General features: G+C 64.5%; 17 protein-coding genes. 11 read left to right on the top strand and 6 right to left on the bottom strand.

Features of this window, described 5'->3' with window-relative positions:
- The 4 genes from VGM61_RS11185 to VGM61_RS11170 all read right to left on the bottom strand — a co-directional run bounded on the left by VGM61_RS11185 (window position 1) and on the right by VGM61_RS11170 (window position 4,108).
- The gene (locus VGM61_RS11185; protein WP_331522891.1) at window positions 1-1,215 is read right to left on the bottom strand and encodes an efflux RND transporter periplasmic adaptor subunit; all 1,215 of its coding nucleotides are present in this window, start codon (window positions 1,213-1,215) and stop codon (window positions 1-3) included.
- A complete protein-coding gene (locus tag VGM61_RS11180) occupies window positions 1,212-2,684 on the bottom strand; it encodes an efflux transporter outer membrane subunit (RefSeq protein ID WP_331522890.1) in 1,473 nt (490 codons plus the stop codon). Before VGM61_RS11180 ends, VGM61_RS11185 begins: the two co-directional genes overlap by 4 nt.
- Window positions 2,681-3,205: a MarR family winged helix-turn-helix transcriptional regulator gene (locus VGM61_RS11175; protein WP_331522889.1), complete on the bottom strand. Its 525-nt coding sequence runs from the start codon at window positions 3,203-3,205 to the stop codon at window positions 2,681-2,683. Before VGM61_RS11175 ends, VGM61_RS11180 begins: the two co-directional genes overlap by 4 nt.
- 120 nt (window positions 3,206-3,325) lie before the next feature.
- Window positions 3,326-4,108 (bottom strand): TatD family hydrolase, encoded by a 783-nt coding sequence (locus tag VGM61_RS11170; protein ID WP_331522888.1) that lies wholly within the window; start codon window positions 4,106-4,108, stop codon window positions 3,326-3,328.
- A gap of 125 nt (window positions 4,109-4,233) precedes the next feature.
- Here VGM61_RS11170 and VGM61_RS11165 point away from each other — a divergent pair, with 125 nt between their 5' ends.
- Together VGM61_RS11165 and VGM61_RS11160 are read left to right on the top strand one after the other, a co-directional pair.
- Complete coding sequence (locus VGM61_RS11165) at window positions 4,234-4,803, top strand: glycine zipper 2TM domain-containing protein (RefSeq protein ID WP_331522887.1); 570 nt, start codon at window positions 4,234-4,236, stop codon at window positions 4,801-4,803.
- Between the two features lie 46 nt (window positions 4,804-4,849).
- Window positions 4,850-5,317 (top strand): glycine zipper 2TM domain-containing protein, encoded by a 468-nt coding sequence (locus VGM61_RS11160; protein WP_331522886.1) that lies wholly within the window; start codon window positions 4,850-4,852, stop codon window positions 5,315-5,317.
- 79 nt (window positions 5,318-5,396) lie between these two features.
- Here VGM61_RS11160 and VGM61_RS11155 read toward each other — a convergent pair whose 3' ends face one another.
- Window positions 5,397-5,828 carry a cell wall hydrolase gene (locus VGM61_RS11155; RefSeq protein ID WP_331522885.1) on the bottom strand — a complete coding sequence of 144 codons (432 nt, stop codon included), beginning with the start codon at window positions 5,826-5,828 and terminating at the stop codon, window positions 5,397-5,399.
- 475 nt (window positions 5,829-6,303) lie between these two features.
- Window positions 6,304-7,131, bottom strand: coding sequence for a folate-binding protein (locus VGM61_RS11150; RefSeq protein WP_331522884.1), 828 nt, complete (start codon window positions 7,129-7,131; stop codon window positions 6,304-6,306).
- 93 nt (window positions 7,132-7,224) lie between these two features.
- Here VGM61_RS11150 and VGM61_RS11145 point away from each other — a divergent pair, with 93 nt between their 5' ends.
- From VGM61_RS11145 to lolD, 9 genes are all read left to right on the top strand, one after another.
- A complete protein-coding gene (locus VGM61_RS11145) occupies window positions 7,225-7,392 on the top strand; it encodes a DUF1674 domain-containing protein (protein WP_331522883.1) in 168 nt (55 codons plus the stop codon).
- Window positions 7,393-7,485: 93 nt separating this feature from the next.
- Complete coding sequence (sdhC, locus tag VGM61_RS11140) at window positions 7,486-7,878, top strand: succinate dehydrogenase, cytochrome b556 subunit (RefSeq protein ID WP_331522882.1); 393 nt, start codon at window positions 7,486-7,488, stop codon at window positions 7,876-7,878.
- Entirely contained in the window at window positions 7,875-8,261 is a 387-nt protein-coding gene (gene sdhD, locus VGM61_RS11135) for a succinate dehydrogenase, hydrophobic membrane anchor protein (protein WP_331522881.1), read from the top strand. Before sdhC ends, sdhD begins: the two co-directional genes overlap by 4 nt.
- Window positions 8,262-8,264: 3 nt before the next feature.
- Complete coding sequence (gene sdhA, locus VGM61_RS11130; protein ID WP_331522880.1) at window positions 8,265-10,052, top strand: succinate dehydrogenase flavoprotein subunit; 1,788 nt, start codon at window positions 8,265-8,267, stop codon at window positions 10,050-10,052.
- A gap of 25 nt (window positions 10,053-10,077) precedes the next feature.
- The gene (locus VGM61_RS11125; protein ID WP_331522879.1) at window positions 10,078-10,863 is read left to right on the top strand and encodes a succinate dehydrogenase iron-sulfur subunit; all 786 of its coding nucleotides are present in this window, start codon (window positions 10,078-10,080) and stop codon (window positions 10,861-10,863) included.
- 17 nt (window positions 10,864-10,880) lie between these two features.
- Window positions 10,881-11,129: a succinate dehydrogenase assembly factor 2 gene (locus tag VGM61_RS11120; protein ID WP_331522878.1), complete on the top strand. Its 249-nt coding sequence runs from the start codon at window positions 10,881-10,883 to the stop codon at window positions 11,127-11,129.
- A complete protein-coding gene (locus VGM61_RS11115; RefSeq protein WP_331522877.1) occupies window positions 11,101-11,508 on the top strand; it encodes a protein YgfX in 408 nt (135 codons plus the stop codon). Before VGM61_RS11120 ends, VGM61_RS11115 begins: the two co-directional genes overlap by 29 nt.
- Window positions 11,509-11,606: 98 nt before the next feature.
- Window positions 11,607-12,851: a lipoprotein-releasing ABC transporter permease subunit gene (locus VGM61_RS11110; RefSeq protein ID WP_331522876.1), complete on the top strand. Its 1,245-nt coding sequence runs from the start codon at window positions 11,607-11,609 to the stop codon at window positions 12,849-12,851.
- Complete coding sequence (lolD, locus tag VGM61_RS11105; RefSeq protein ID WP_331522875.1) at window positions 12,844-13,548, top strand: lipoprotein-releasing ABC transporter ATP-binding protein LolD; 705 nt, start codon at window positions 12,844-12,846, stop codon at window positions 13,546-13,548. The genes VGM61_RS11110 and lolD overlap by 8 nt, the downstream gene beginning before the upstream one ends.
- Window positions 13,549-13,603: the final 55 nt, after the last annotated feature.

The following is a 13,603-nucleotide window of genomic DNA, read 5'->3' as shown; positions in this document are numbered from 1 at the left end:
TCAGCGCGCGGCCAGGTTGTCGTCGATGATGGCCTGCGCCTGCGCATCGGCCTTGGCGGCGATGTCATCGTAGACGGAGGTCTGCGCGGTGGGCGTGGTCACCGGCGATGCCGGCAGCGCGGCGCCGGAGGCATCGGTGATGTCCACCGTGGCGGTGGTGGACAGGCCGATGCGCAGCGGGTATTTGTCCAGGTCCGCGTTGTCGAGTGCGATGCGCACGGGCAAGCGCTGTACCACCTTGATCCAGTTTCCGGTGGCGTTCTGCGCCGGCAGCAGCGAGAACGCACTGCCGGTGCCCACGCCAAGGCCGGTGACGCGCCCGTGGTAGGTCATGCTGCCGCCGTAGAGATCGGCCTGGATCTTTACCGGCTGTCCGATGCGCACATGGCGCAGCTGGCTTTCCTTGAAATTGGCATCCACCCAGAGGTCGTGCAGCGGGACCACCGTCATCAGCGGCTGGCCGGGGGTGACGCTGTTGCCCACCTGCACGCTGCGCTGGGCGACGTAACCATCCACCGGCGCCAGGATTGCGTTGCGCTGGGCGGCGATCCAGGCCTGGCGGTACGTCGCCCGGGCCTGCTCCACGGAAGGATTGTCGGCGATCTCGCGACCATCGATGAGCGCACGCGCCGCATCCGCCTGGCGCTGGGCGGATTCCAGCCCAGCGCGGGCACTGTCGAGCATGTCGCGTGCGTGCTGCAGTTCCTCGGGAGCCACGGCCTGCTCGGCCAGCAGGGGCTGGCGCCTTGCGAGGTCCTGCTGGGCACGTTTGACATCAAGCTGACGGGCGGTCACCGCAGCGTCCGCGCTGGCGACCGATTGCGTTTGCTGGCGCACCTGGCGCACGGCCTGGGCCAGCCCGCTGGCGGCCTTGCGCAGGTTCACATCGCCGTCGGTCGGGTCCAGGCGCACCAGCACCTGGCCCGCTTTCACCCGTTGGGTGTCGTCGGCGAACACACCCACCACAATGCCCGGTACTTGAGCCGAGATACCCACCTGGTTGCCACCGACGTAAGCATCGTCGGTTTCCTCGCGGTGGGAAAACACCAGCAGCCACAGCAGCACCCAGGTAACACCTGCCACCAGGAACACCACGACCGCAATGGCGAGCATGCGCCGGCGCTTGCGTGGATCCTTCGCGCCGTTGCCTTTGTCGTTGCCGTTGTTCTCGGCGGACGGTGCGCCGGCATGGTTTTCGGAATCTTGCGAGCTCATGGCTGTGCTGCTCCGTGCGAAGTCGAATCGGTTTGGGTATCGCCAGCACCCATGTCGGCGCGATAGCCGCCACCCAGGGCCTTGGCAAGGGCAACGTCGGCGGACAGGGCCTGGCCCTGCAGTTCGAGGTCGCCGTCGCGCTGCTGGATCAGTTGCGCACGGGCGGTGAGGGCTTCGCGCGCATCGCGCACGCCCTGGCGTGCGCGGGCGTCGCTGGTGGCTACCATGCGGCTGGCCGCATCTACTTGTGTGGCCTGCTGTACGCGGCGGTCGGCTGCCTGGCGCGCACTGAGCGCCTGGGTGGCGACGTCGCGCGCAGCGGCGATCACAGTGGCGTTGTACTGCGCCACCGCGGCGTTGAGCTGGCTTTTGCTATAGCCGTAGTTCGCTTCCAGGGCGCCGCCTTCAAAGATCGGCAGGTGCAATGCAGGGGTGAGCCCGAACACGCGGCTGCCGCCGTTGAATACCTTGTCCATGTCGATCGACGACAGGCCCGCCATGGCGGTCAGGCTGAAATCGGGGAAGAACTGCGCCCGGGCGACGTCCGTCTGCTTCAGGGCGGCCTCGACCTGCCAGCGACTGGCGGCGATATCCGGCCGGCGGGCGATCAGGTCGACGCTGGCCTGCGCGGGCAATGCGCCATCAACGGCGGGAAGCGGGCGATCGGCAAGGGCAGGCAGGTCTGCGGGGGCAACGCCCACCAGCGTTGCCAGCGCTGCGCGGCGGATCGCCGCCGAACCCTCGTAGGCCACTTTCCCCTGGCGCGCCGAGGCCGTTTGCGCGCGTGCCTGCTGCACCGTATCGGGCAGGTCCACGCCCTGTTTCACGCGCAGGGTGGCGATGCGCTCCATGCGCTCGGCATTGGCCACCAGCTCACCGGCAAGCAACGCGCGCTGGCGGTCGGCGAGGAAGCCGAAATAGGTATCGGCTACGGAGCTTTGCAGGGCGAGCGCCGCGGCGGCGTGCTGGGCCTGCGCCGCGCGGGCCTGGTCGAGCGCCGCATCGACACTGTCGCGCTTCTTGCCCCACCAATCGAAGTCGTACTGCAGCTGCACGCCGAGATCGGCCTGGTTGTACCAGGTGAAACCGAGGAACTGCGTTGGAATCATCCCGTTTTCGCTAAGGCGTTGCCGGGCTACCTGCGCGCTGCCGTCGATGCGCAGGCCGGCCTGCGCGGCGGCAATGCTCACCGATTGCCGCGCGGTATCCACGCGGGACTGGGCCTGGGCCAGATCCGGCGAGCCCTTCAGCGCCATGTCGATCAGCTGGTCCAGCTGTGGGTCGTCGTAGTGGCGCCACCAGTCCTGTGCCGGCCATTGACCAGTGGTGGGCACGTCGAGGCCTTGCAGTGGTACATCGGCACGCAAGTTGGACGGACGCTCCAGGCGTGCCGGTGCGCACGCGGCCAGCGCGAGGGCCAGGCCCAGTGCGAGGGCGCCGTGGCGAAGGGAAGAAAAGGCTTGGGTCATTCGTCGCCCCCGGCGGTGACATCGTCGATGCTCTGCGCCAAGGTGCGCAGCATGCGTTGCAAGGTGGTTTTTTCCTTCGCGGAGAACGCGGCGAAGGTGGCGGAAAGGCGCGGGAACATCGGCGGCAACAGTTTATTGACGAAGCGGCGCCCGGCTGGCGTGATGCGCATGATGATCCGGCGGCGGTCATCCACCGCATGGGCCCGCGTGATAAGGCCCTTCTTCACCAGCGAGTTGGCGATGCGCGTCATGTTGGTGCTGCTCTGCGTGGCAACACAGGCCAGGTCGCTGGGCGAGGCCGAACCGTTGGGGCTGGAGAACAGCATCATCAACGCGTGGAAGTCGCTTTCGGCCATACCGTGCGGCTTGAGGTTCTGCGCCAGTTCGCCCTGCATCGCCCCGGCGGTAAGGGTAAGGAGCTTATACAGGCGGACATCGTCGATGGGCATGCCGGGCACGATCTGCTCGACGCGGGCCATGCCCTCGTCCAGCCCCGCGATGATGTCGGTGACCTTGTTCATCAAAGAATAATTCACTGGTGAAGTAATTAGGCTAACAGTGTTCCTGGCACCGGTGCAAGGCCCGTACGTCAGTAACGGTTCCCCTGGCGGGGCAATGCGGTGGCGTGGCCGCCGTTGAAGCTAGGATTCGGAGCTGACCGCCCATCCGAATAGCCGCGCGGCGTTTGCCGTGGTAGCACGCGCAATGGACTCCGCGGACTCTTCGCGCAACGCTGCCACCGCGTCCAGCACGCTTGCCGTCAGTGCCGGTTCGTTGCGCCGTCCCTGGTGGCCGTGCAGCGGCTGGTCGGGCGAGTCTGTTTCCAGCAGCAGGCATTCCATCGGCATCGTGCGAACCACCTCGCGCAGGCGGCGGGCCCGTTCATAGGTCACCGGGCCGCCGATACCGAGCATGAAACCAAGGTCGAACAACTGCCGCGCCTGCTCGGCGCTGCCGGCGAAGCTGTGCACCACGCCGCGCAGGCCCCTGTGCCGCCGCAGGGTAAGGGTTACTTCTTCCAGCGCGCGGCGCGCGTGCACGATCACCGGTAGCCCGCGTTCGCCGGCAAGGTCGAGCTGGCGGGCGAAAATTTCCCGCTGGCGGGAAGGGTCAAGCCCCTCCACATAGAAGTCCAGGCCGATCTCGCCAATGGCGACGTGGGGATGCGTGTCGAGCCAGCCGGGAAGTTCATCCAGGTGCTCGTCGAGGTGGTGTTCGAGCATGAGCGGATGCAAGCCATAACCGGCGGCAATGCGCTTGTCAGCGGCGGCCAGGCTTGCCACCGCCTCCCAGTTGCCTCGATCTATCGCGGGCACCACCACGCGCGCGACGCCGGCGTCGGCGGCGCGCTGCATCACCGCTGCCAGGTCGCCGGCGAAGCTTGCGTCGTCCAGGTGGGCATGGGTGTCAACGATGGCGATCAATGTGCAGTCCTCGTGAAAATCATTCTAAGCGCGCATTCAGTATGCCGAACGTTCAATGGCAGCGTGCCCACCGGCACGGCGAGGGGCCGTGACCGGTCTGGCTGATTAAACCAGGAGAGTGATCCATGAAGTCCCTTATGACGTCGACCCTGTATCTCGCCGTTGGCGCGACCATGGCCCTTGGCGTCGCCGGCTGCAACCGCGATGCCGACGCCGCCGTGGGCGAAGCCGGTTCGAAGTTTGCCCGGGTGGTGAGTGTGGACCCGGTCCGCGAGCAGACCCAGCCGCAGCAGGAGTGCCACGATGTGGTAGTGAACCGGCATGTGCCGGTGAAGGATCCCAACCAGTTCGCAGGTACCGCGATCGGCGCGGTGGCTGGCGGCTTGCTCGGCAACCAGGTCGGCCATGGCAATGGCCGGACGCTTGCCACCGTGGCGGGCGCAGTCGGCGGCGGTTATGCCGGCAAGCGCATCCAGGAAAACCGCCAGGCAAACAATTACACGCAATCGGTGCAGCGCCGCTGCCAGACGGTGGGGCAGGCTAGCGACAAGGTCGTCGCCTATGACGTGAAGTACCAGTACAACGGCGTCTCCCGCACCGTGCGCATGGACCATGACCCGGGCGACCGGGTCGAGGTCCAGGAGGGCGTGGTGTCGGTATCCGATGCACGTGATCCGCGCCAGACGGCCCAATAGTTGATTTTCCCGACCCTCCCGCCAACCTTGAGCGAGAATTCAATCCATGAATACCCTAGTCGTCACCCGGATCGTGCTTGCCGCCGCCGTGGCCTGCGTCGGCCTGTCTGCCTGCGTCGAGCAGCCTCATCGCCGCTACGAAAGCCGCGAAGTGGTGTACCAGCAAGCCCCGCGCGGTTGCGGCCAATGCGGCGTGGTGGATGACATCCAGCAGGTGTATGTGCGCAAACAGTCGTCTCCTGGCGGCGCCATCCTCGGCGCCGTGATCGGCGGCGTGCTGGGTAGCACGGTGGGCCATGGCGACGGACGCACCGCGGCCACCGTCGGCGGCGCCGTGGCCGGTGGCTTCGTCGGCAACGCGGTGGGCAAGAACCAGTCGGGCGACGACGTGGGCTTCCAGACCGTGGTCAGGCTCGACGATGGCCGCACTGCCACCGTTACCCAGCGCGAGGACCCGCAGGTACGCCGCGGCGACTACGTTGAAGTGCGCGACGGGCACGTTTTCCGCCGCTAGATATAACGGACGTCCAGACGTCCAAACAAAAAGCCCTCCGCAAGGAGGGCTTTTCTTTTGCTTGGGTTTGGGGGTAAAGCTAGTTGACGGCGTAGAAGGCGTGTTCGCCGATCGTCGTCACCCTGTTGCGTGACCATGCGGTGTTTACCGAGGTCGTGGCGAAGTGGTCTGCGCGGGGAACATAGACCAGTCGCTGGCTCTTTGGCAGGTTCCAGTTGTCGATGGAATCGCCGGCGATCTTCCATGCCTTCTGCCAGGCAGTCAGATCGGTTACTTCAAACGTCTTGGGTGTGGTACTGATGGCGAACTGGCGTGGTGCGCTGACAACATCGCACACCGATGTGCCTTCATTGCTGCGGTCGCGGCGCCGCATCGCGACTTCCGCCACCGCATACTGTCCGATGGTGGACTCGCTACGTGCCTCCAGGTAAACCGTCGTCGCCAGGCACGTCTGGTCGGCGAGGTGTTGCGGGAGGACGGACGCCACCCAAAGCAACATCGATAATTTCATTCGTTCTGCCTCCAACTTGCTTTCCGTTGAAGGCGGATGACGCAGCCTTGAACGTGTAGCGGTGGACGGCTGGCAGGCCGTGGCCACCTGGATTGACCGCTCGCCGATCAACTGGTTTGCGGGCGTCACGACATGTGACTATCACGCCGGGTGTCCGAGCCCGGTGGGAATGCGTTTCGCTGTTGTAAGTTGGGCGGCCTGCACGTGAAACAATGGCGGCGCACCACAGCGGATTGTCACCGGCTTCAAGCCGGGTCGCGCCGATTCGACTGCCAGTCGATTCGTCGCGTCATGTAACGGGGCGCTACGCCGTTACCCAAATTCGATCGGCGGAGCCTAGTGGGGGATGCATCACATTGGCAAGTGCAAAGGCCATCTTGTTCAGCAAAGGCTCACAACATGCGTGAACTGATTTGTGCTGCACCATGGATGAAATTTGTGTATACGCGTTATCAGCACATGACCTTCGATCTATTCAATGTGGCCATGTATGAAGCAATGCAAGGTTCGCCTGAATGTCTTGGACATCGAGCATGCCTGAGCGTTCATCGCCAAGAAAACTATCGTTCAGAATCACCAGCGCCTTGGTGGCGCCTTCCACGACATGCGTGTTCAACACCATGCCGACGGAAGTGTCGTTGCGGCGCAATGTCGCACCAGATGAAGCAATCGTGTCGAACCTCACCGAATGCATGTGCTGCTTGCCCGCGCCGCGATAGTGCATGCGCGCGACAATTTCCTGTCCCGGGAAACATCCCTTGTTGAAACTGACGGCGCCCAGGCGCTCGAAGGACAGTGATTGGGGTAGCAGTTCGCCGATGGCTGCATCAGGCAACCATGCAAACCCAGCGTTGATGTCCTGTTCGATCCAGTCGCGCGTGGCGTGTTCGTCCACGTGCGCGCGTGCTGTGTCCACGATGTGCCAACTGCGCAGGCCAGCGCCCAGCATGATACCTGTTTCTTCATCGACAGTGATGGAGCCGTCGGGCAGTGCTGGGCCGTCGATCACTTCGATGTTGCTTGTGACGGCAATGCGCACCTTGGCTCGGAAGACGAAGCGCTTGAGGTCCTGGGCCATGGCCATCGCATCTCCGCCGCGCAGCAGCGCAGTGAAGCTGTCGGTGTCCGGTCGTGCCAGCTGCAGGAAAGCACGACAGCGTCCCTTCGCGTCGAGCCATGCGCTCCATTGCCATTGCCCCGGGGCCAGCGCCGCCACGTCGGAGGAAAACTGGGCCTGGGCGAAGGCGGCGGCGTCGGGACCGTCCAGGCTAAGGAGGGACGCGGGTATCGATGAGCTCTGCATCGTGGGGATGTTAGGGCGTGTCCGGGCGCAATCCAGCCCCCTCGTGTTGTGCTGCGGTTGCACAGGGTTTAACATTCGCAGGCTTTGAAAACCATGCCTGACACGTCTGCCCCTCCTGCCCAGGCCCCGGAATCCACGGTCGTGGAAACCGGCCAGGGTGCCGCACCCGCGGTACCGGCCCTGAAACAGGAAGAGCGTCCACCGCTTGATCCCACGCGCTACGGCGATTGGGAAAAGAATGGACGCTGCATCGACTTCTGAGGGCATCGCCGGCCCCTGAATGGCTGGCTGTTGCGCATGGGTCGATGAGGTGGTCGGGGAGGGCGTCAAGCGATTCCACCCAGGATAGCCGCCATGGCACAGACCACCCGACCTCTTTCACCGCACCTGCAGATCTACAAGTGGCAGTCGCAGATGGTGACGTCCATCCTGCACCGCGCCACCGGCATCGCCCTTGCGGTGGGTAGCCTTGTGATCCTGTGGGGAATCATCGCGATTTCGATCGGGCCCGATGCCTGGGCCAGCTTCCATGCCGTCGCGGCCTCGCCGCTGGGCCTGGCGCTGCTTTTCGCCTGGACCTGGGCACTTTGGTTCCACTTCATCAATGGCGTGCGCCACCTGTACCAGGATGCCGGCGCCGGTTACGCCATCAGTACCTTCATCAAGGCCAGCTGGTTCTCGATCGTCGGCTCCCTGGTGCTTACGCTTGCCACTTGGGCCTATGTGTTCATGGGAGGCGCCGCATGAGCCGCGATCTTCGCAATCCGCTGCAACGCGCCCGCGGCCTGGGTTCGGCGAAGGAGGGCGTCGGCCACTGGTGGAACCAGCGCCTGACCGCCATCGCGCTGGTGTTCCTGGTGCTGTGGTTCGTGGTGCTGGTGCTGGGCCTGCTTGGCCACGATTACCAGGCTGTGCGCGCGTCGATCGCGCGTCCCTGGAACGCGATATTGATGGTTGCCTTCATTGTGGCGGCGTTCTGGCACTCGGTGCTGGGCCTGCAGGTGGTGATCGAAGACTACGTCCACACCCGCTGGGTGGAAGTGACATCCATGATCGTCATCAAACTGCTCGCCGTGGCGGGCGTTATTTCCGGCGTGTTCGCCGTCCTGCGTATCGCGTTGGGAAGCTGATCGATGGAAGCCTATAAGGTCCAGCAACACAAGTATGACGTTATCGTGGTCGGCGCCGGCGGCGCGGGCTTGCGCGCCACTTTCGGCCTTGCCGAAAAGGGCCTGAAGGCCGCTTGCATCACCAAGGTATTTCCCACCCGTTCGCACACTGTCGCGGCGCAGGGCGGCATCTCCGCCGCGCTGGGCAACATGGGTGAAGACGACTGGCGTTTCCACTTCTACGACACCATCAAGGGGTCGGACTGGCTGGGCGACCAGGACGCCATTGAATACATGTGCCGCGAGGCCATCCCGGCGATCATCGAACTGGAACACTACGGCGTGCCGTTCTCGCGTACCGAGGAAGGCAAGATCTACCAGCGACCCTTCGGCGGCATGACCACCCATTACGGGCAGGGCACCGCGCAGCGCACCTGCGCCGCGGCCGACCGCACCGGCCACGCCATCCTGCACACGCTCTACCAGCAAGCGCTCGCGCATGACGCCACGTTCTTCATCGAATATTTCGCGATTGACCTGATCTTCGACACCGACGGCACCTGCCGCGGTGTGCTGGCGCTGGACATGAATGACGGCAGCCTGCATTTCTTCCGCGGCCATGCCGTGGTGATGGCCACCGGCGGCTACGGCCGCGCGTACTTCAGTGCCACCTCCGCCCACACCTGCACCGGTGATGGCGGCGGCATGGTGCTGCGGGCGGGCCTCCCCCTGCAGGACATGGAGTTCGTGCAGTTCCATCCCACCGGTATCTACGGTGCGGGCTGCCTGATCACCGAGGGCGTGCGCGGCGAGGGTGGTTACCTCACCAATTCCGAAGGCGAGCGCTTCATGGAGCGCTATGCGCCCAGCGCCAAGGATCTTGCCTCGCGCGACGTCGTCAGTCGCGCCATGACCATCGAGATCCGCGAAGGCCGTGGTGTGGGCGAGCACAAGGATCACATCCATCTCAACCTGATGCACCTGGGGCCGGAAGTGATCCACGAGCGCCTGCCGGGCATCGCCGAATCCGCTCGTATCTTCGCCGGCGTCGACGTCACCAAAGAGCCGATCCCGGTGCTGCCGACGGTGCACTACAACATGGGTGGCATCCCCACCAACTACCACGGCGAAGTGGTGACCAAGCAGGGTGACAATCCCGATGCCGTGGTGCCGGGGCTGTTCGCCATCGGCGAGGCTGCCTGTGTTTCGGTGCACGGAGCCAACCGCCTGGGCTCCAACTCGCTGCTCGACCTGGTGGTATTCGGACGCGCGGTGTCGCATCGTTGCGCCGAGCTGATCAAGCCGGAGACCGCCCACAAGGACCTCCCGGCCAATGTGCTGGACAAGGCCCTGGCCCGCTTCGATGGCATCCGCTACGCCAAGGGCAGCAAGCCCACGGCCGAGATCCGCGCGGCCATGCAGAAGACCATGCAGAGCGACGCCGCGGTATTCCGCACCGGCCAGTCGCTCGACGAGGGTTCGACGAAGATCTCCGAGGTCCACGACATGTTCAAGGACGTCGCGGTGAGCGACCGTTCCCTGGTGTGGAACTCCGACCTGATCGAAACGCTGGAGCTGGCCAACCTGCTCGACCAGGCCGTGGCCACCATGCACTCGGCCCAGCAGCGTCCGGAAAGCCGGGGCGCCCATGCGCGCGAGGACTTCCCCGACCGTAACGATCACGAATGGCAGAAACACACCCTGGTGTGGATCGACGAAGCCGGCAACAGCCGCTTCGACTTCCGTCCGGTGCACATGTACACCCTGACCGACGAGGTCGAGGTCGTGCCGCCGAAGAAGCGCGTCTACTAAACAACCGTCATCTGGAGAGGCAATCGTGGCCGAGTTCACGCTACCGAAAAATTCCAAGGTCCAGGGCGGTAAGCACCACGCGTCCCCCGGGGCGAAGCAGCCCCGTACCTTCAAGGTCTATCGCTGGAATCCGGACGACGGGCAGAACCCGCGTACCGATACCTTCGAGGTGGACATGGCCGCTTGCGGCCCGATGGTTCTGGACGTGCTGCTGAAGATCAAGAACGAGATCGATCCGACGCTTACCCTGCGCCGTTCCTGCCGCGAGGGCATCTGCGGCTCGTGCGCAATGAACATCGACGGCACCAACACGCTGGCCTGCACCCGCGCGGTCGATGAGTGCAGCGGCGGTGTGGTGCCGATCTATCCGCTGCCGCACATGCCGGTGGTGAAGGACCTGGTTCCCGACCTTACGCACTTCTACGCCCAGTTCGCCTCGATCAAGCCATGGCTGCGCACGCAGAGCCCGGCGCCGGCCGACAAGGAGCGCCTGCAGTCGCCGGAAGACCGCAAGAAGATCGACGGCCTGTACGAGTGCATCCTGTGCGCCTGCTGCAGCACCTCTTGCCCCAGCTACTGGTGGAACGGCGACCGTTACCTGGGTCCGGCCATCCTGCTCCAGGCCTATCGCTGGATCGTCGACAGCCGCGACGAAGATACCGGTGCGCGCCTGGACGACCTGGAAGACCCGTTCAAACTCTATCGTTGCCACACCATCATGAACTGCGCGCGCACCTGCCCGAAAGGCCTGAATCCGGCCAAGGCGATCGCGGAGATCAAGAAGCTGATCGTGCAGCGCCGTTCGGCTTAAAGCGGGACACGCAGGCGATGGACGAAGCCATCATCCGCCGCCTGCGCTGGCGCGCCCGTCGCGGTACACGCGAACTGGACGCGCTGTTCGGCGGCTGGCTGGACGAACGTTTCGCCACCGCCGATGAAGCCACCCGCAAGGCATTCGACGAACTACTCGACGTCCAGGATCCGGACCTCTGGGATTGGGTGATGGGACATGGAAAGCCAGGGCGCGACGACTTCGCCCGCATCATCGATGAGATCCGCGCCCGACATCGACTTTGACTACTCGCCGTCGCTGCGTATGCGCATGGTGGTAGGCGCGATGACGCTGGTCGCGGCCGGCTGCATGGGTGCCAGCGGCTTGCCCGACGCCGTCCGGATTGCCCTTGTCATGGTCGCCCTGGCCGGATGGCTCACCTGGCGACCGCTCCGGGGGCCCTTCCAGGTGGCCTGGGACGGTGACGGCCGGTGGTCATGGGTGCTGCCAGGCAGGGAGCGGAAGGACGCCCGGCTTGTTGGACATGCCCGATTCGCCGGCGTGATCGTACTGCGGCTGGCCGGCCCGGATGGCAGGCGCACCCTTTTGCTCACCGCCTCCGACCTCCCGGCCGATACCTGGCGCCACCTGCGGATACGCCTGGCCGGCCAGCATCCACGCTGATACCTTGCCGCCACCGGCGCGTTCGGGCACTCTGCCCGGTGCGGTGACGCAACTCCGATGCCGGATGCTTCACCACCCATCGCCCGCGATTGAGCCGCATGTTCAGACCCCTCGAATTATTCATCGGCCTGCGTTACACCCGGGCCAAGCGCCGTAACCAGTTCATCTCGTTCATTTCCACCGTGGCCATCACCTGTATTTCGATCAGCGTGATCGCGCTGATCACGGTGTTGTCGGTGATGAACGGCTTCGACCGGGAATTGCGCACACGCATCCTGGGCGCTATTTCCCACGCCACCGTTTCGGGTGTGGGCGAAACGGTGCAGGACTGGCAGCGCGCCGTGCACATCGCCGACGGCAATCCACACGTGAAGGGCGCCGCGCCCTATGTGGACATCCAGTCGTTCATGCAGGGCCCGCGCTCCAGTGGTGCGCAGGTACGCGGCGTGGAGCCGTCGCTTGAACCGAAGGTTTCCAACATCGACCAGAAAATGGTCGCAGGCAAGCTCACCGATCTTACCGACCATAGTTGGAATATCGTGCTGGGCAAGGAGCTGGCGCAGAACCTGGGTGTGAACGTGGGCGACCGCGTCACCGTGGTGGTGCCCAATTTCCGGTCGTCGCCGGTATCCGGATCGCTGCCGACGATCCGCCAGTTCCATGTCAGCGGCATCTTCGAACTGGGCATGCAGGAATTCGATTCCAACCTCGCCCTGATCAATATCCACGATGCCGAGCGACTGTCAGATCTGGACGGCCCCACCGGCATCCGCCTGCGCCTGGACGACATGTTCAACGCACGGCCGGTGGCGGCGGAACTGGTGGACCAACTCGGGCAGGTCTACAGCGTGACCACCTGGTACGACAGCCACCAGAATTTCTTCTCCGCCATTTCGATGGAGAAGAAGGTGATGTTCGTGATCCTCTCGCTGATCATCCTGGTGGCGGTGATCAACCTGGTCTCGATGCTGATGATGCTGGTGACGGACAAACAAGCCGATATCGCCATCCTGCGCACCCTGGGCGCCACGCCGCTGTCGATCATGGGCACCTTCATGGTGCAGGGCTTGCTGGTGGGGGTGGTGGGCATCGTCTTTGGCGTGGGGATAGGCTCGCTGCTGTCGGCGTACCTGCCCGGGATCGTCAAGTGGATCGAAACCGTCACCGGGGTCACCTTCCTGTCGCCGGACGTGTACTACATCAGCGAGCTTCCCAGCCAGCTTTTGCCCCGCGATGTCTTCTGGGTATCGCTGATCACCTTCCTGTTCGCCTTGCTGGCGACGCTCTATCCGGCCTGGCGCGCCTCGCGCACGCAGCCGGCGCAGGCCCTTCGCTATGAATGACGCCGTTTCAGCCCCCGTCGTGCTGCGCGCCACGGGTGTCGCCAAAGTCTACGAAGAAGGCGACTTGCGCACGGGCGTGCTTTCCAATGTCAGTTTCAGTCTGCGCAAGGGCGAGACGTTGGCCATCGTCGGCGCTTCGGGTTCGGGCAAAAGCACCTTGCTGCATATCATCGGCGGCCTGGACACATTGAGCGGCGGTGAAGTGGAAGTGGACGGCCGCGTGCTGTCGAAACTATCCGACGCCGAACGTGGCCGCGTGCGAAACCGCTCGCTGGGCTTCATCTACCAGTTCCATCATTTGCTGCCGGAATTTACCGCGCTTGAGAATGTGTGCATGCCGCTGCTGATCCGCGGCGTGTCGATTACCGAAGCGACGAAGCAGTCGCAGGTATTGCTTGAACGCGTGGGGCTGTCCGCGCGCATGGGGCATCGCCCTTCGGAGATGTCGGGAGGTGAGCGCCAGCGTTGCGCCGTGGCGCGCGCGCTGGTAACGCGGCCGACCTGCGTGCTGGGCGACGAACCCACCGGTAACCTCGACGAGCACAACGCAGCGCAGGTGTACGAGCTGATGCTTGAGTTGAACCACGAGATCGGTACCAGTTTCATCCTGGTCACCCACGATCCACGCCTGGCCGCGCGCATGGATCGCACGCTCGAACTTTCCAACGGCGAGTTGCATCCGCACGTCGCCGCTTAAGGCGACACCCACACCCGTTTGAGCAGGCTTCCGGCAGACGCCACCGGCACATGGG

The organism is Pinirhizobacter sp. (assembly GCF_036499745.1).
Lineage (GTDB): Bacteria > Pseudomonadota > Gammaproteobacteria > Xanthomonadales > Rhodanobacteraceae > Pinirhizobacter.
This window is presented reverse-complemented; position numbering and strand designations above follow the sequence as displayed.